Origin of the sequence: Burkholderia pseudomultivorans (assembly GCF_902499075.1) — a bacterium.
Classification (GTDB): domain Bacteria; phylum Pseudomonadota; class Gammaproteobacteria; order Burkholderiales; family Burkholderiaceae; genus Burkholderia; species Burkholderia pseudomultivorans.
The window spans coordinates 95,848-110,896 of sequence record NZ_CABVPP010000008.1; the positions used below are offsets into that span (position 1 = coordinate 95,848).

Annotated in this window: 17 protein-coding genes; 10 read left to right on the forward strand and 7 right to left on the reverse strand. The window is 61.4% G+C overall.

Annotation, left to right across the window (positions count from 1 at the left end; genetic code table 11):
• Positions 1-4 precede the first annotated feature (4 nt).
• The 6 genes from BST28156_RS08505 to BST28156_RS08530 all read right to left on the reverse strand — a co-directional run bounded on the left by BST28156_RS08505 (position 5) and on the right by BST28156_RS08530 (position 3,174).
• A complete protein-coding gene (locus BST28156_RS08505; protein WP_146121647.1) occupies positions 5-199 on the reverse strand; it encodes a hypothetical protein in 195 nt (64 codons plus the stop codon).
• A gap of 109 nt (positions 200-308) precedes the next feature.
• Positions 309-812, reverse strand: coding sequence for an immunoglobulin domain-containing protein (locus BST28156_RS08510; protein ID WP_038442108.1), 504 nt, complete (start codon positions 810-812; stop codon positions 309-311).
• A gap of 49 nt (positions 813-861) precedes the next feature.
• Positions 862-1,218: a hypothetical protein gene (locus BST28156_RS08515; RefSeq protein ID WP_146121646.1), complete on the reverse strand. Its 357-nt coding sequence runs from the start codon at positions 1,216-1,218 to the stop codon at positions 862-864.
• Positions 1,215-1,622, reverse strand: coding sequence for a bactofilin family protein (locus tag BST28156_RS08520; RefSeq protein ID WP_038442109.1), 408 nt, complete (start codon positions 1,620-1,622; stop codon positions 1,215-1,217). Before BST28156_RS08520 ends, BST28156_RS08515 begins: the two co-directional genes overlap by 4 nt.
• Positions 1,623-1,632: 10 nt before the next feature.
• Positions 1,633-2,442 carry a hypothetical protein gene (locus BST28156_RS08525; protein WP_144245472.1) on the reverse strand — a complete coding sequence of 270 codons (810 nt, stop codon included), beginning with the start codon at positions 2,440-2,442 and terminating at the stop codon, positions 1,633-1,635.
• Between the two features lie 120 nt (positions 2,443-2,562).
• Positions 2,563-3,174, reverse strand: a complete 612-nt coding sequence (locus BST28156_RS08530; protein WP_038442111.1) for a hypothetical protein — start codon at positions 3,172-3,174, stop codon at positions 2,563-2,565.
• Between the two features lie 615 nt (positions 3,175-3,789).
• On the opposite strand from BST28156_RS08530, the gene BST28156_RS08535 reads away from it, so the two are divergent.
• The 10 genes from BST28156_RS08535 (at position 3,790) to BST28156_RS08580 (ending at position 14,003) form a co-directional block, all read left to right on the forward strand.
• A complete protein-coding gene (locus BST28156_RS08535) occupies positions 3,790-4,056 on the forward strand; it encodes a DUF7696 family protein (protein ID WP_038442113.1) in 267 nt (88 codons plus the stop codon).
• The gene (locus tag BST28156_RS08540; protein ID WP_060095012.1) at positions 4,053-5,327 is read left to right on the forward strand and encodes a recombination directionality factor; all 1,275 of its coding nucleotides are present in this window, start codon (positions 4,053-4,055) and stop codon (positions 5,325-5,327) included. Before BST28156_RS08535 ends, BST28156_RS08540 begins: the two co-directional genes overlap by 4 nt.
• A gap of 168 nt (positions 5,328-5,495) precedes the next feature.
• Entirely contained in the window at positions 5,496-5,984 is a 489-nt protein-coding gene (gene ybiA, locus BST28156_RS08545) for a riboflavin biosynthesis intermediates N-glycosidase (protein WP_038442122.1), read from the forward strand.
• Positions 5,985-6,063: 79 nt separating this feature from the next.
• Positions 6,064-7,434, forward strand: coding sequence for a metallophosphoesterase family protein (locus BST28156_RS08550; protein ID WP_038442124.1), 1,371 nt, complete (start codon positions 6,064-6,066; stop codon positions 7,432-7,434).
• 192 nt (positions 7,435-7,626) lie between these two features.
• Positions 7,627-8,148 (forward strand): hypothetical protein, encoded by a 522-nt coding sequence (locus BST28156_RS08555; RefSeq protein ID WP_038442125.1) that lies wholly within the window; start codon positions 7,627-7,629, stop codon positions 8,146-8,148.
• Positions 8,136-10,457 (forward strand): nuclease SbcCD subunit C, encoded by a 2,322-nt coding sequence (locus BST28156_RS08560; protein ID WP_038442127.1) that lies wholly within the window; start codon positions 8,136-8,138, stop codon positions 10,455-10,457. The genes BST28156_RS08555 and BST28156_RS08560 overlap by 13 nt, the downstream gene beginning before the upstream one ends.
• 79 nt (positions 10,458-10,536) lie before the next feature.
• A complete protein-coding gene (locus BST28156_RS08565; RefSeq protein ID WP_167541817.1) occupies positions 10,537-10,713 on the forward strand; it encodes a hypothetical protein in 177 nt (58 codons plus the stop codon).
• Between the two features lie 290 nt (positions 10,714-11,003).
• Positions 11,004-11,567 carry a phospholipase D family nuclease gene (locus tag BST28156_RS08570; protein ID WP_038442131.1) on the forward strand — a complete coding sequence of 188 codons (564 nt, stop codon included), beginning with the start codon at positions 11,004-11,006 and terminating at the stop codon, positions 11,565-11,567.
• Positions 11,568-11,637: 70 nt separating this feature from the next.
• A complete protein-coding gene (locus BST28156_RS08575; RefSeq protein ID WP_060095014.1) occupies positions 11,638-13,440 on the forward strand; it encodes a phosphoadenosine phosphosulfate reductase domain-containing protein in 1,803 nt (600 codons plus the stop codon).
• A gap of 302 nt (positions 13,441-13,742) precedes the next feature.
• Positions 13,743-14,003, forward strand: coding sequence for a hypothetical protein (locus BST28156_RS08580; protein ID WP_155633387.1), 261 nt, complete (start codon positions 13,743-13,745; stop codon positions 14,001-14,003).
• A gap of 110 nt (positions 14,004-14,113) precedes the next feature.
• On the opposite strand, the gene BST28156_RS08585 is transcribed toward BST28156_RS08580, so the two are convergent.
• Positions 14,114-15,043 carry a tyrosine-type recombinase/integrase gene (locus BST28156_RS08585; RefSeq protein ID WP_038442142.1) on the reverse strand — a complete coding sequence of 310 codons (930 nt, stop codon included), beginning with the start codon at positions 15,041-15,043 and terminating at the stop codon, positions 14,114-14,116.
• Positions 15,044-15,049 lie beyond the last annotated feature (6 nt).

Consider the following 15,049-nt stretch of genomic DNA (forward strand, 5'->3'; position numbering starts at 1 on the left):
ACTGTCAATTGCCCTTGTTTGTCGAAGCGAAAAAGGAGACCAAAGCACCCAAGAATGCGATGCAGGCACCGCCATAGAAAAGGCGCGCAGGGAGAATCGACGCCAGGCGCGAATCACCTTGGCTGATCATCAGGCCTGTGAGCCCGAGTCCCACGGCGCATGCCAACAGTGAAAGGGCAAGGAAAAGCGACGGTTTCATCTGAAGTTGTGTCGGAGTAGGCGTAGGGTAGGTTAAAGGAAGAGTCTCTGCCGTAGGCGGTGCCACCAAACCGGGCACGGTGGTTGTCATCGGCTCGAGTGCCGCGGTGCTACTGCGCATCCCTCTCGAACCGCAGTGTCAAGGAGTAGTGCGCGTCCGGGAAGGAAACCGTAATCGCGCCTTCTGCCGGAAGGTCAACCGGCAAGCTGGTGAGAGACAGCGCGTCTGTGACCGGAGACATCGAGCGACAGGTACCGTGATCCGTCGTTTTGACCGTGCGCACCGCAGTATCTTCGGCTTGAATATCCAGATGGATCGTTCCGCGCGGTGTTCGCTGTGGCTCCAGGATCAGCGTGCGGCCGATAGCCAGTTGCTTCGATTGGTACGTCGGCTGACTCCCTTCAAGGGTACAGGTGGAGTAGGGGAACCGCTGCTGCATCGTTGCCGCAAACGGCACGAGCGCACCGGTAGAATCGACGAAGCGATGGCTGCCAACAACAAGGGGTTGCCCATCCTTTGCCCACGTGATGGCGACGATCGGCTGGTCGTCATTGCTTGCTATCGCGTGCGCAGCGACCAGCAGCGCAGCAATGGTTATGAGCGGTTTTTTCAAGAGGCTATCCTCGTGTGGTTGCGTTGCGGGATATCTTGGATTTGGGGTTCTACGGCGCCGTGTTTGCGTCGTTCTCTAGGGTCTTTTCATCTCGAAGGCTCCACGCATCCATTGCTACGCACCCGATGATGAGCGGAATCGTGCAGATAAAGAGATAGGTGACGAGTGCGATTGGCGCTCGAAGTAGCCAGATGCTTGCGCCTCGCTCATCGCCATGCGCAAAAAAGTAAGCAAAGGAATGGACGATAGTCCCGATAAATTCCGTCGTGAGATTGCCAGGCGAACCCCGCAATGATGCGAGACCGCTGTACGCAAGCGTGGTGGATGCCGCAATCGTCGAGATGCTGATTGCCATAGGCACGCATTGCCGGACAATTGCACCGAAACTTCTGCGAGGTTTATTCATGATGTTTGGAGTGCAGTGATGTTGGTATTGTCGGCGAGTGGCGCGCCGACCGTTGGTGCTTCGATGACCATCTCTCGCGCAACGCGCTTGAGTTGGCCATTGAGCGAAGCTTTCGGACCGAGCCGAATCGTCCCGCAATAGAAGACGTTACCGTTAACGCGGCCGTTGATTTCGAGTGTGTCGCGAGCATGTACGTCACCCTCCACTGTGCCGTCAATTCGGACGAGCTCGCCCTGCACCTGCCCTTTAACGACGCCGCCGGCGCCGATGTGTAGCAGGCCGGCGGTGGAAACGATGTCGCCGTTCGCGATGGCAAAGACGCTCAGGCCGTGGTCGAGAATCATGGTGCCTTCGACGACCAGACCGGCCGCTAGGATCGTCACGTTGATCGGTTGTGCTTTCATGGGAAGCCTTTCAGAACAATTGAACATCGCCAGTTTTGGCAGACGTCGCGGGTTTCGGGGCGTGTTCGGGCTTGACCGGCTCGGAATTCGTTTGCACGGCTTCGGTGTTGCTCGCTTCCTGACGCGGATGCGCGGGTGCACGGTGGATCCGATGCGATGTGGGTTTCGGCCGTTCAGCCGGCTGCACTGCGGGACGCGTCGCGATGGGCGCTGACGACATTGCGGGCCACGTCTGCAGCGCGCCCTGGGCGTCGGCGGCTTGTTGCTGGCCGGCGGCTTGGTTCGAAGCCGCGCGCTCGGCTCGAATTGGCGATGCAGCGGCCTTTTCCAGATCAGTCGCGGCCGCCGGCGTCGCGGCATTTGCCGGTGCCATCGATGCACTGGAGCCGCCGGTCCGGAGCGCTTGTGTGTCGACTCGTGGCGTGGTCGCCGGCGGGCGATCGGGCGGTTCGACAAAGTCCGCACTGGTGAGCTGCCGTTGGGGCGAAGATGGCGTCGATGCAGCGGCAGGTGCCGGCGGTGTGGCTGCCGCTTGTGCGGGTGACTGCTCAATGTGCGCAGCGGCCTGCGGCGGATGGAGGGCGTGCCAGAGCTTCGCCGCGCTGATTCCCGCGAGTCCTGCGCCCGCTGCGACAGCAAGGACGATGGCTGCCGGCCGGCCGAGTTTTCGACTGGCAGAAGAGAGTCGAGCGGTGACGCGCTCACGCGCCGATTTCTGTCGCTCAGGAGCAGGCAGCGCCCGGACGTGGCTATTGATGTCGATGACGACCGGTTGCGACGAGTATTGGGCATGTAGTGCCTGGATCTCTCGAATGTCCACAATGTGCTCCGTGTTTGATCGGAATGTCGCGACAGGCTACGCATATGCGACAGGCTCGAGACGAGCTTATCCGCCGGACGTCAAGGTCAAGATCCGGTCGGGACTTCCTCGGAATCGACGTTATCGGTCGCGAATGGTGCCGTCGCCGTCGTACCGATCGTTGTCCGGGATGCACACGGTTCTGACGTGCAAGATCCGGCCTTCGGCGTTTTTCAGGATGTTCGCGCGGTCCTGTGGCGTGATCTTCTCAGCAAGCTGCGCCTCCATCGATGCCGTAAATAGGCGGTCGTACTGGGTCAAGCAGCGGACCAGCAGGCCGGCAAGCGGGCGCGTCACCTTGAGCTCGATCTGTTCGGACGGGAACGTCAGGGCGCGTGCGTTGTGTCGTTCGACCCAGGCCGTGGCTTTGCGCATCCAGTCCGCGGCATCTCTCAACGCGATCTCGAGTGCACGGACTTTGCCGCCGCGGGCGACCGAGATCTTGGCTGCGCAGAAGTTGTAGTCGCTTCGGATGAACGTGCGGGCAAAGACGGAGCTGTAGTGCAGAATCGTGACGGCGTCGGAGTCCGGCACGATCTTGTCGATACGGCTATCGCTCGTCAGGCGCTGGATCGGCTTCAATCCGGTCGATGTGGCGAGGCGCACGGCCGGATCGGCCGCGGGTGTAGCGTTTTGCGCGGGCGTGTCAGATTGCCCGCGCCCTTCGTGCGGTGGTTCGAGAACGGCAGACATGATTTTTTCGGGTGGTCTCTCTCATCGATGATTCTGAGCGAGGCACCCGATGTGCGTGCCGGCAAAAGCGTGGCTGTTTTTGTGAGCTTTTCGGGGATTCGCGATCGGGATATTCGCGATACTGACTCTACTTCTCGCGTCCCTGACGCATCGACCTTGACTTCGCTGGCCGAAGTCCATTTTTTGTACAAGCCGTGCCAATGGGCATGCTCCGACTGGTTGACAACCAGTGTGGAATTCCTTTCTGATGAGCGCCTCGCCCGCGCTCCCCATTTCAGTCATAAAACTCGTTGCTGGCCGCATTCATTTGCGCCGCGACGTCGTTCGAGCCCGGACAACGGGTGTCTCTCTCCAGGCCTCTGTCTGGGTAGAACGACTGTAGTCGACTGAGCCGTGAACCTGCGTCGGAATGGCACTTCCGAAAATGGGCTGTAGCGCAGCGTGACCATGCTGCGCGAGGACGACCTAACGTCCTCTATATGAGCCGAGTGGCTCCCTGAGCACCACGTCCCCGGAAGGGACGTGGTGCTTGGGTCATTTCACCGAATCCACGAAGCGCGTTCCTCTGCCGAGGAACGCGCTTTTTTTTCGTCCTTTTTCTCCCCGGAGGTACATGTGCTTCCCAATCGTCTCAATTCCCGGATTGCCGACGTGATCTGTCAAACGATCGCCGAGGAAAGGTCTGCCGCCGACACCACGTCACCCGCTTGGCGGGAGCGTTGCGAAGTGGCGCAGGTCGCGATGTTCACCGACTCGGACCGCCGGATTTTTCTTTCCAGTATCGCCCACCGCCGCGGAGAGGCGGCTGCCAACGCGCTCGAGCAATCGGCGGATGCGTTGCGCACCCAAGCGATCTTCAAACTTGCGAGGAAACCTTCATGAATGCAGTTGTCAGTTTGGTCGGCGCTCCGGTGCGCAGCGTCGTCGAAGAGCGGGCGATGCGCCCGCCCGTGATCGGGAAGATTCGGCCCGGCATCAAAGTCCTGACGGCAGCCGCCCGGGCCAATCAGGACGCGGTCGCGATGTACGATGCGATGGTGGCCGCCGGCGACTCGTTCGAGACGATCGGTAAGGCGATCGAATCCCGTTGCCGGCTCCGGAATGCGCTGGCGCCGCGCAACACCGACTACTTCACCTGCCGACGCTCGGATTTCAACAACCCGGATGTCGCTGACGAAATCCTTCGCCTCTACGGCGAGGATCGGGGGCAGGGTCTCAGGCTATACCGATTCCCGGTGTTGTTCGCATTCAACGACTGGATGCAGAACATCCCCAACGAGATGGCTGCGTGGGGCACCAGCGGTCGCAAGTACTTCTCGGAGTATGGGCGCGATGGCCTCCGATACTGCAAGACGTACGCGAAGGTCGAGCGCGATCCGCGCGCACAGCGCGCATTTCGGCACTTCGGCGGTCGAGACGTGATTTTCCGCCAGGATGACGCGATCCCTGATGGAATCTGCAACCCGGAGCAATGCCCGCAATATCAAGGCCGCCAGTGCAATCTCGGCGCGCACTTCGTCTTCGCGATTCCCGATATCAAGGGCTTGGGCTTGATCGAATTGCCGACCAACTCGATCTACGTCCTGCAGAAGGCGTACGCGGCGATGAAGACGGTTCAGCTGGCCCGCGGCAAGCTGACCGGCACCCGATTTTGGATCTCGAAGCGCGAGTTCGATATCACGCGGATCAACGAGCAGGGCGAACCGGTCCGGCAGCCGCAGATGCTGACCGTCCTCGACGCGGACATCGACATCGGCGCACTGCTCGACGGCGCTGAGGACACGCGGTTGGCGGTTGAGGAGTCGGAAACTGCTACGCAAAGCGACCTTGGCGGCACGGTGATTCAGCTTCACCCTGCAGAAGGCGAAAGCACTGCCGGGCACGTTGATCAGGTCGAGACCGCTGACGGCCCGGCCGAGTCGATGGAAGAAAAGCGCCACCGCATGCAGGATCTGCTGCAGCGTCTTCGCTTCGGTGAAGAAGAGCAGCGAAAGGCGTTTCGCATCTACGGTCACTTTCGATTCGGACGCGGCTGGACAGAGCGGCCTGCCGACGTCGACAAGATGATCGCGCGACTGACGACGGCGCTAGACGATCCGGCCGCACTTCAAGCCGAAATTGGCGCTGCGGTCGAATCTTTCCACAACGCATAGATGACACCCCTTTCACCGGCCCCTCGGGGCCGGTGTCCTTATTCTACGTCGCGATCCTGAGAGTCCTTCAGCAAACCGATTTGCTCAAGTGCTTTCGACCGCGTGTCCCACGCATCGAAATCGTCCGCGCGAGCGGCCATCTCTTGATCCATTCCCTCGGAGGAACCTATGCGCCGGATCGGCAACATCACGGCGTTTTTCGGCGCCGCTGACGTATTCAGCAATTGGCATCCAAGCAGCTTCACGTATCACGAAGCGACGTTCAACTGTGTCGAGCAGTTCATGATGTACGCGAAGGCGATGCTTTTCGACGATCACGCGACTGCCGCAGCGATTCTCGCCTCTGCATCACCTCGGGAGCAGAAGCGCCTCGGTCGTTCGGTGTGCGGATTCGACGAAGTCCGTTGGGTGCAGGTCCGCGAATCCATCATGTTTGTCGGCTGCCGTGAGAAGTTTCGACGGAACGAAGCCTTCGCAAACGCGCTGCTAACGACCGGGACTTCGATTCTGGTCGAGGCGAGCCCGTATGACCGGATCTGGGGCATCGGGCTCGGCGAACACGATCCGCGCATTGGGGATCCGTCGGCCTGGCGGGGGCTAAACCTGCTCGGCAAGGCGCTCATGCGCGTCCGCGACGTGCTGTCTCAGTCGTCGTAATTTCCCTTCGTGCGCTGGATGCCGGCGCGACCTATCTCTGGCTGCCCTTGGGCGGCCATTTCTTTTTCTGGAGGCGTCGATGAAGATCGCGCACTTTTCTGACCTGCATTATTCGCCGGGAAACCTCGACGAGGTCGACCGGTGTTTCTCGCATGCGGTGGGTGACGCCATCGTGCGCGAGGCTGTTGTGGCGGTGATTAGCGGTGACTCGACAGACCACCATCTCGATGCCCACGCCCCGGCGCTGAACGCGCTGGCCAGACAGGTGCACCGACTCGCGCAAGCGATGCCAGTGCTTATGCTGCAGGGTACGTTCTCGCACGAGCCGCCGGGGACCCTGGACAACTTCGCGCTGATGGGCGCGCGGTATCCAGTGGCCATAGCGGATCGGATCTGTCAGGTCGCACTCTACGACGGAAACTTCTGGTTTTCGCGCGGTGCGGTTTTCGATGAAGACGAGATCCGGCATCACATGGAATGCGAGCCCGAGGTGGTCTTCACCTGCCTGCCGACGATGAACAAAGCCGATCTGGCGCTGCGCGTGGGCGCACTGGTAGCTTCTACGGAGCTGCCAGATACGCTCGCGGAATTCTTGGCGGCTGCCGGCCGGACAAATGCGAAATTCCGCGCGGCGGGCGTCCCGACGGTTGGTGTATCGCACGGGACAGTCAACGGGTGTGAGACTGAGCACGGCGTCACGATGGCTGGGTTCGATCACGAATTCAGTCTCGGCGGGCTGTTTGCTGCGGAATGCTCGGCGTTCATGCTCGGCCACATCCACAAGTTCCAGACATGGGAGCGCGAGGGGCGCGTCGTGGGATATCCGGGATCGATCGGACGTTTCCATTACGGCGAGCTTGGCGACAAAGGCTACCTGTCGTGGGAGGTCTCCGCGTCGGATGCGCGGGCCGTCCTGATCCCGACACCATCGCGCGAGATGGTTTCTGTTGCGTTCGACGGGCCGCCCGACACGTCCGAGCTGCAAGCACTCGCGGCGGCGTCGGCCGGGAAGTTCGTGCGCATTCGCTGGCAGATCGACGAAGAGCATAAGCAGCTCGTCGATCGGAAGGCTATCGAAGCGATGTTCTCGACGGCGGCGGCCGTGAAGCTCGAGCCGCGCGTACTTCCGGTGATTCGCAGCCGCGCATCAGGGATCAGCACTGCACCGACGGCTGAAGCGAAGTTGACTCGTTGGTGTGAGCTGACCGATGTCGACGCTGAGCCGCTGGTTGATCGGCTGCAAATGCTCGAGACCGGCGACCCGGATGCGATCGCCGATTCGATTTTGGCGCGGTTAGCCGACGGCAGCGCGCCGGCAGGCGAAGATCCGTGCCCGTCGGCCGCTGCATCGGTTCTACCGTACGCCGCAACTGCGGCCACGGCAGTGTCCGATGCACCGAGAGCTGCCGATGAGCCGTCGTGGCTCACCGATGACCTGTTTGCGGGCTAGTCCCGCCGACCGACGGTTTTCCGTCCAATTCGAACACAAGCCGTGTTCCGATAGCCCGCGCGGCTATCGAAACGAGGTTCACCCCGCGCCTGTCGGCGCATCGAACGCAGCATCGCTGCATCCATTTTCTTTCTACCCTGACGGGGCGTGTTCCCGGCATGGGCTCACTCCGTCTCAAACTGGAGTGTGCTCATGTTTGGTCTCTATCCTGCGGGTGTCCGTTGGACCCGATCCTTCAACGCGTCGACCGACGCCAAATCGCTGCAGAAGCTTCTCGTCGATTACGGCGGATGCACGGCAGCGCTCTTTCACCAACCATTTGGCGCCCGACGAGGCGCGGTCATTGCACAGCGCGACGGCATGCTGGTATTGACGCACGTCGTCGACGCCGACGAGGCCGAGATCGTGGTCACACCGGGCGTTGAGTTGCAGAACCTGCTCTGGTCATTCGACTCGGGCTATTCAGGCCAGTGGTCGGGTCGCGAGCTGCGCATCCTCACAGGTTGCTCGGATTGGGACTCTTTGCTCAAGCAGACGTCGGACACGTTTCGCCGAGTTTGTGGAACGGTGCAGGCCGCCGTCGAAGGCACGTTGGGCAAGCCGGCTACTCGGCCCGAGCCGACGCTGACGATCGACGACGAAGATGTGCCGTTTCTGCCCGACGACTATCTGCAGCCCATCTCGCTCGCGGAGATCCTGTCATGCGACCACTGAGACTGTTGCTTGAAGGGTTCACTGGGGTCCGAGACGGGATGAAGCGCGACAGCGTCGAACTTGACTTGGATTCCCTGCCCAAAGGGTTGATCGCGTTGACGGGGCCGAATGGTGCCGGCAAGACGACCATCATGGACAACCTGCACCCGTACCGGATCATGCCGTCGCGCGCGTCGAAGCTTTCGGTGGATGCGTTCTCCTACTGGGATCACATCTACGGCGTGCAGGCGCGCAAGGAATTCGACTGGGAGCACGACGGCTTGCGCTATCGGTCCACCTTCACATTCCGCAAGCCAGGCAAGACCGGCAAGGCGGACTACTTCCTGTTCTATCGCTCGATCGATGGCGAGTGGCGGCCCGTATCGCTGCCCGACGGAACCGTGTCGGACGGCAAGGGCGAAACCTACGATCGATGCGTCGATGCGATCTGCGGTTCACTCGAATCGTTCTTCACGAGCGTGTTCTCAGCGCAAAACCGCCGGCCGCTCGCGTCATACGGTGCGAGCGAGATTAAGGCATTGCTCGCCGAGCTGCTGAAGATCGATCACCTCCGTGCCATGTCGACGAAGGCGGCAGATGTTGCGAAAGTGCTCAGTCGGCAACTCGCCGTCGTGCAGCAGGATCTCACGGCATTTTCTGGAAAGCGTGAGCGCGTCGATCAGACTCGCAAGGCAATCGCCGACGATGCTTCCCAGATCGGGGCCGCGCGCGAAAAGCGCACGACTGTCCAGGCCGAGATTGCGACGCTCACGCAGCAGCGTGCCGTGCTCGTTGCCAAGCAAAGCGAAAACGCTGGTGCGGCGGCGCGCCTCGGAGAACTGGGCACGCGTCGCACTGAGCTGCAGACTTCGCTTCGTGCGCTGGAGCGTGATGGGCAAACGGAGCAGCAACGGCTCTTGCAGCGTGTGACGACGATCCGTAACACGATCGCCGGCCATGAAGCGGTTGTTCGGCAACGTGAGTCCATTCTTCGCGCTGCGGTGGATCGCGATGAGGCTCAGCTTCGTCTCGGCAAGGTCGAGGCTCAAATCGAACCGTTGCAGCGCGCGATCGACGAACTCGATGCGAAGCGGCTTCGCGCAGCGACGGTCGGATCGACGCTCTCCAGCCTGCAATCGGAGGGAACGACGAAGGCAGATCTGATTAAGAGCCTGACGGAGCAATCGTCGGTAATCGGATCGGTGCCGTGTGCCGGTCTGGACATTCACACGACGTGCCCATTGCTTGCGCAGGCGAGGAGCGCCGCACAGCAGGTGGTTGTCCAGACCATCTCGTTAAATGATCTTCGGACCCGCTACCGCAGCCACAAGGCGGAGCTGGACCAGCTCTCGCCGGCTGTCGAGGCGATGTCGGCGAAACGTGCCGAACTGCAACGCGTCAATGCGGAAGTCACGGCGAACCGGCAGGCGCTTCAACGTGCAACGGAGCTCGCCGCGCGCAAGCCGTTGCTAGACGCAGCCGAAGTCGCGATGAAACAGGGCCAGGCCGAACTGGAATCGCTCGAAGTCGAGCGAGTCGAGGCGTCGAAACGTCGGGAGACGGAGGCGACGCGGCTCAATGGCTTGTTGCGAGAGGTCGATGCGGAGGTGTCGCGTCTGGCTTCAGTCGACGTGGCGCAAGCAATTGCGGACGTCGATCGCCTATTGGTCGCTCAACGTGAGGTCTGCACGAGCCTGGATGCCACGATCGAGGCCTTGATCCGGCGTCAGGCTACTGGTGAAGCATCGCTTGTGGCGCTCGAGCGCGAGCTCGAGGGCTTCTCGGCGACGCAGGCACTCGCGGAGCGGATCTCGGACGAGATCGCGAAGTGGAAGCTGTTGGCGAAAGGGCTCGGCAATGATGGCGTGATCGCGCTGACGATCGACGACGCGGGCCCGGCGCTGACGCAGACGGTAAATGACCTGCTGCTTGCGTGCTACGGCACGCGGTTCACGGTCGAGATCCAGACGCAACGCACGTTGGCCAGTGGCGAAACGCGCGAGGGGTTTGAAATCCTCGTGCATGACGCAGAAAGCGACAGCAGCAAGGCGGTCGGCGTGATGTCCGGTGGTCAGAAGGTGTGGATCAACGAATGCCTGACACGTGGCGTCGCTCTGTACATCGCGGGTAATGCGGGACAACCGTACGAGACGCTCTTCAGCGACGAGTCGGATGGACCGCTAGATCTCGACCGCAAGGTGCAGTTCATGCGTATGAAGCGCGAGGTTCTGCGTCAGGGCGGCTATGCGCGGGAGTTCTTTATTTCGCAAACGCCGGACCTGATTGCCGAGGCTGATGCGGTCATCGACGTGGCCGCGCTCGCGAGGTAGTGCAGTACACATTTTCAACCCAGGCGGGGAACGTTCCCCGCAGGGGCGTTCCTCGCCTTTTTCTTTTTCGAGGAACGCAATGAAAATGAAGCCGACATCTGCTGATCGTGTTCGAAGCCTCACGGTCTCGATTCGTCCGAAACCTATTCGCATGGGTACGGAGCACGTCTACGAGCTGAACGGCTCGCGGCTGCGCGATGTGCTGGTAAATGGGCAGTGGGTGACGGTGGCGGCTACGGCTGTCGCTGCATCCTGAATCATCGACGGAGGAATGCTCGGTGAACGGGATAACGAACCTGGTGATGCTGTTGATCGCGATGCACGGTGGCGGCCAACCGACTGCGCCGACTTACCGCTATGCGGTGACGACACAGACCGCGGCGACTACGCGGTCGCCCATGAAAACGGACGCGGTCATCTGCAAGGATGGCAAGTTCCGTACTTTTCCCGCGGGGCAGCGTAAGCCCTGCATCTAAATCTCTAAACTTCTGGCCCCCTTCTCGAAAGAGATCGGGGCCTTTTCCGTATCGACGATAGGAGGCTCTGATGAAGAAGCAAATCTGTTGGGCATTGGTTCTGGCGTCCCTGTGCTGTTGCATTGCGATCGTGTTCTCTGGGCGAGCGCAAGCGCAGACCCCACCGAGCGTCGAAGTGGGTTTTTCGCCCGATGGCGGAGCAGAGGACCTCGTGCTTCGTACGATCGGGGAAGCGCACCAGTCGATTCGCGTTCTGGCGTACTCATTCACCGCTCCGGCGGTGACGCGTGCGCTTATTGCCGCGAAGCACCGCGGAGTTGACGTAGCGGTCACAGTCGACGCGCGCAGCAACCTCTCGGAGGACCGTAGCGGACGAGCTCGTTCGGCGTCGGGAGCACTCACGTACGCCGGCGTTCCGGTCCGGACCGTGAGCGTTTTCCCTGCGCAGCATTCGAAGTACGTTGTTGTCGACGGCGCGACCGTCCAGACTGGGAGCTACAACTATTCGCAGCAAGCGGCCAAGTACAACGCGGAGAACGTTGTGGTGGTGCGCGGCGACACGCGTGTCGCCGATGCGTACCTGAAAAACTGGGATGCGGTGTCGGCTCGCGGCTATCTGTACCGCACGCCCTGATTGCAATTTTCCTCATAACCCACGCGGGGCAGATCCCGCGTGGGGCTGTTCTGCGCTACTGGAGCAGTACATGGTTTCTGAAATTCTCGTGAAGATTGAGTCGGCAATCGACGCGCTCGCTGTGCTGATCCGACAGGGGTACACACTTTCGAGCGCGCTGAGCGGCGGCAAGGACTCGACCTGCACGGCGATCCTTATGTTAGAGGCAGTGCGCCGCGCCGGCGCGGAAGTGGCGCGCAAGCACTTCGTGACAAGCGCCGACACGACAATCGAAAATCCAAGCATGCATTGGCACCTCCAGGTCATGCTCGACGAGATTCGAGACGCATACGCCGATGCCGGCGGGCCGGTGGAGGTGCACGTGGCGAAACCATCCTTGGCATCCCAGTTTGTCGTCGCTACGATCGGCCGCGGCACGCTTCCCCGAACCCCGGAAAACGGGGTGAAGAACGGGAAGCGCATACGTGCGTGTGCGGCCGACTGGAAGGTCGATCCGCAGAACCGCTTGAGGGCGGGGCTCGAGCGCTCGGCGGCCGCGGGCGGCAGTAGGGAGGTGGTCACTATCCTCGGCAACAGATTCGGTGAAAGCGGTAGTCGCGCAACGGCCATGGCGGCCCGAGACGAGAATGCGTTGAGACCTGTCCGGAACGCGGACGGATTTCTCACATTTGCGCCGATTGCCGAGTGGTCCACCGACTGTGTTTGGACAATGCTCTCGCTCTTCGCTGACGAAGCGCACCGCCCGTTTCCCTCGCCGATTTCCACCGCGTCGATTCGGCGCCTGTCGGATCTCTACCGCGCCGGAAATGAGGGGACGTGCGGCGTGATTCTTGGCGACGGCGGCGCGCGTGCCGCGTGCGGCTCCCGCTTCGGCTGCGCGTTCTGCTGCGTGTCCGGTGACCGGGATCGCTCTATGGAGTCGATGGTGAAGGAGCCGGCCCACCAGCATCTGGAAGGGCTGAATCGCTTCCGGAACTATCTGGTTGCGGTGCAGTGGGACCTCAGTCGCCGAGAGCTCGTCGGCAGGAAGCTGAGCGATGCCGGGTACTTGGCGGTCAAGCCTGATGTCCTATCGTATCGGGAACGGCTCCGATTGCTGCAGTACCTGCTCACGCTCGACGTGCTCGAGGTAGAACGTGCCGAGCAGCATGAGGGCGCATTGGCTGCGGGCGAGATACCAGACACGCCGGAGAATCGGGCTCTCAGCGAGGTGCAGTTCGAAATGATCACACCGGCGCAGTTAGTGGCGATCGATTTCTATCTCTCTATGCACCACTATGCACCGCATGCTTTCCCGGCGCTGTCGGTCTGGTTTGACGTGCATCGCCTCGGCCGACGCTACCACGTTCCGGTGCTCGAGCCGTTGCCGAAGGTTGACATCCCTCATCACGGGTGGTTCTTCGTAGGCTCGTACGACGCCGAGGTGCCGACAGATGGCCTTCGTGACTACGGCGCAGAACAGTGGAATCGCTACCTCTATCCGGATCGGCTCGGCCGATATGCACGCACGAAATCAGGGGAGCAGATTGTCTATTTCGAAGAGAGCGATCAGTTCGAGGTGGACAGTGAGGCGGCCTGCGCGTTCGTGACCTGCAGCTTCGACGCCGGCTGGTCCGTGAAGGCCCAGCAACACGGTGGTATGGAATCCGCTCGGTTCTGGTTGAACGAAGGCTTCGTTAGGTTACCTGGCGGGATGGCCGGACGGTATCAGGAGATGGCCAAGCGAGGGCAGTATTTCGCCCATCTCGCCGAGCGTCATAACCTGACGGCGACGGAGCTGGATCGATTTCTCGTTGACCGCGCGATCTCGAACTCAGAGCACCTGACGATGCTGAACCTGGCGCCGGTCGATTTGTTCTCACCGGCTGCCTGAAGGAAAGCAGCGATCTTCCACAAAGCCCGACACTCATGTGTCGGGCTTATATTTTTTGGGGCCGCCGGTGTTGTTGGCGCGCAAGCCGCGCGCCAAGTTGTGCTTATTCGGTAGTCAACATGCTACGCGCTCGCAGGCAGGTTCAAAATTGGCACGAGGTCATCGGACGCTGGGGTTGGCGTCGCGTGCGTGGTTTGCAGGCGTGCTTTCCCGACCACCAGATGCCGTGAATCGATTGAGATTCGCTCGATATGACGGCCCCTTGCAGCGCGCTCCGGTGTTCGCTGGTAAGGATGGCCGCGATGAATGTAGTCCTCAAGGTCGGCTTCGACGAAAACGACGCTGTGTTGGCCAGCGTTGCTCAATACGACGCACAACATGTCGAACGGGATGCCGACCAGATCGCGGTCGGCGATACGATTGAGGATTCCATCGCGGACAATGTGATCGGCGATCAGAGGATCCCTTCGGTCGGCGTAGCTCTCGACTTGGATGATGAGCTGCTTCGGATTCGCGGCAAGCGTCAGGAACCGGTACCGGCAGATGAATATGCGACCGTGTGAGAAGCAGACCAGGTCCGCGTATTTCGTTACGTAGTCCATATCTAATACCCCAATAAGAAAGAAGCCAGCGAACGTGCTGGCTTCTTCAGGCTATCGAGGCTGCGGGGAAGTCAAGTCTTGAGGGCATCTTGCGACCCGGTCGGTATGGTCGTCCGAATGCGGATCACCGTCCGCTGGCTAGTCAGGCCAAGCATCCGCATGACGTCGTCATTGCTTCTGCCGGCGAGCAGCTGGCGTCGAGCGAATGTGTTTCGTAGGGTCCGCGGGCTCATATCGGGAACACGAATATCCACCGCTAGAAGCTCGTCGCGAACGATTCGGCCTAGCATCTCGTCCGTCATCGGGCCGGCCGCACGGGGAGATGGGAACAGTAGGGGACTATGGGCGGTCGCCGAGCGGCTGAGCCACCGCGCGAGCGCCGGCTTGGCGAACTCGCTGACGTTGACCCGACGCGCTTCGCGGGGACCGCGCTTCGGTACAAGGAGGTGCGGCCGCGCTGGCGACAGGTCAAGGTCGACGGCGGCCGCCTGTCGGATTTCTTGCGCGGTAACGCCAGTCGAGAGCAACAAAGCAACGATGGCGCGGTTTCGCAACGCGCGATCGTCCAGCCCGTCAATGGACCGGATCGACGTCTGCAGTCGAAAATCGTCGGCCTCGGGCAGGTACACCGGGACGGGTTCGTCGTCGGGCCACGTTTGCGTCAGGGCATAGGCGGCCGCTGGGTTGGACTTCCGCACGCCGATGTCGACGAGATGTCGGCCGAGTCGGTCGAGGAGTTTCTCGTATCGCAGGCGTGTCGTTGTGCCGGGTTTGCATCGGCGATCGAGATCGGCGAAGAAGGATTCGAGATGGTCCGGCCCGAAGGTGGCCAGCGACAGCTGAGCGGCGGCGAGGTGACGCATGAAGCGTTCGAACATCGCTTCGTGCTGGACGATCGACCGCGGCGAGAATGCGCGCCGATCGGCGCCTGCGGCTTCCGTGCGCTGCCATTGCTGATAGGCCTCGGTCGGTGCCGACAGCCAGAGAGTCGGTTCGTCCATTCGATC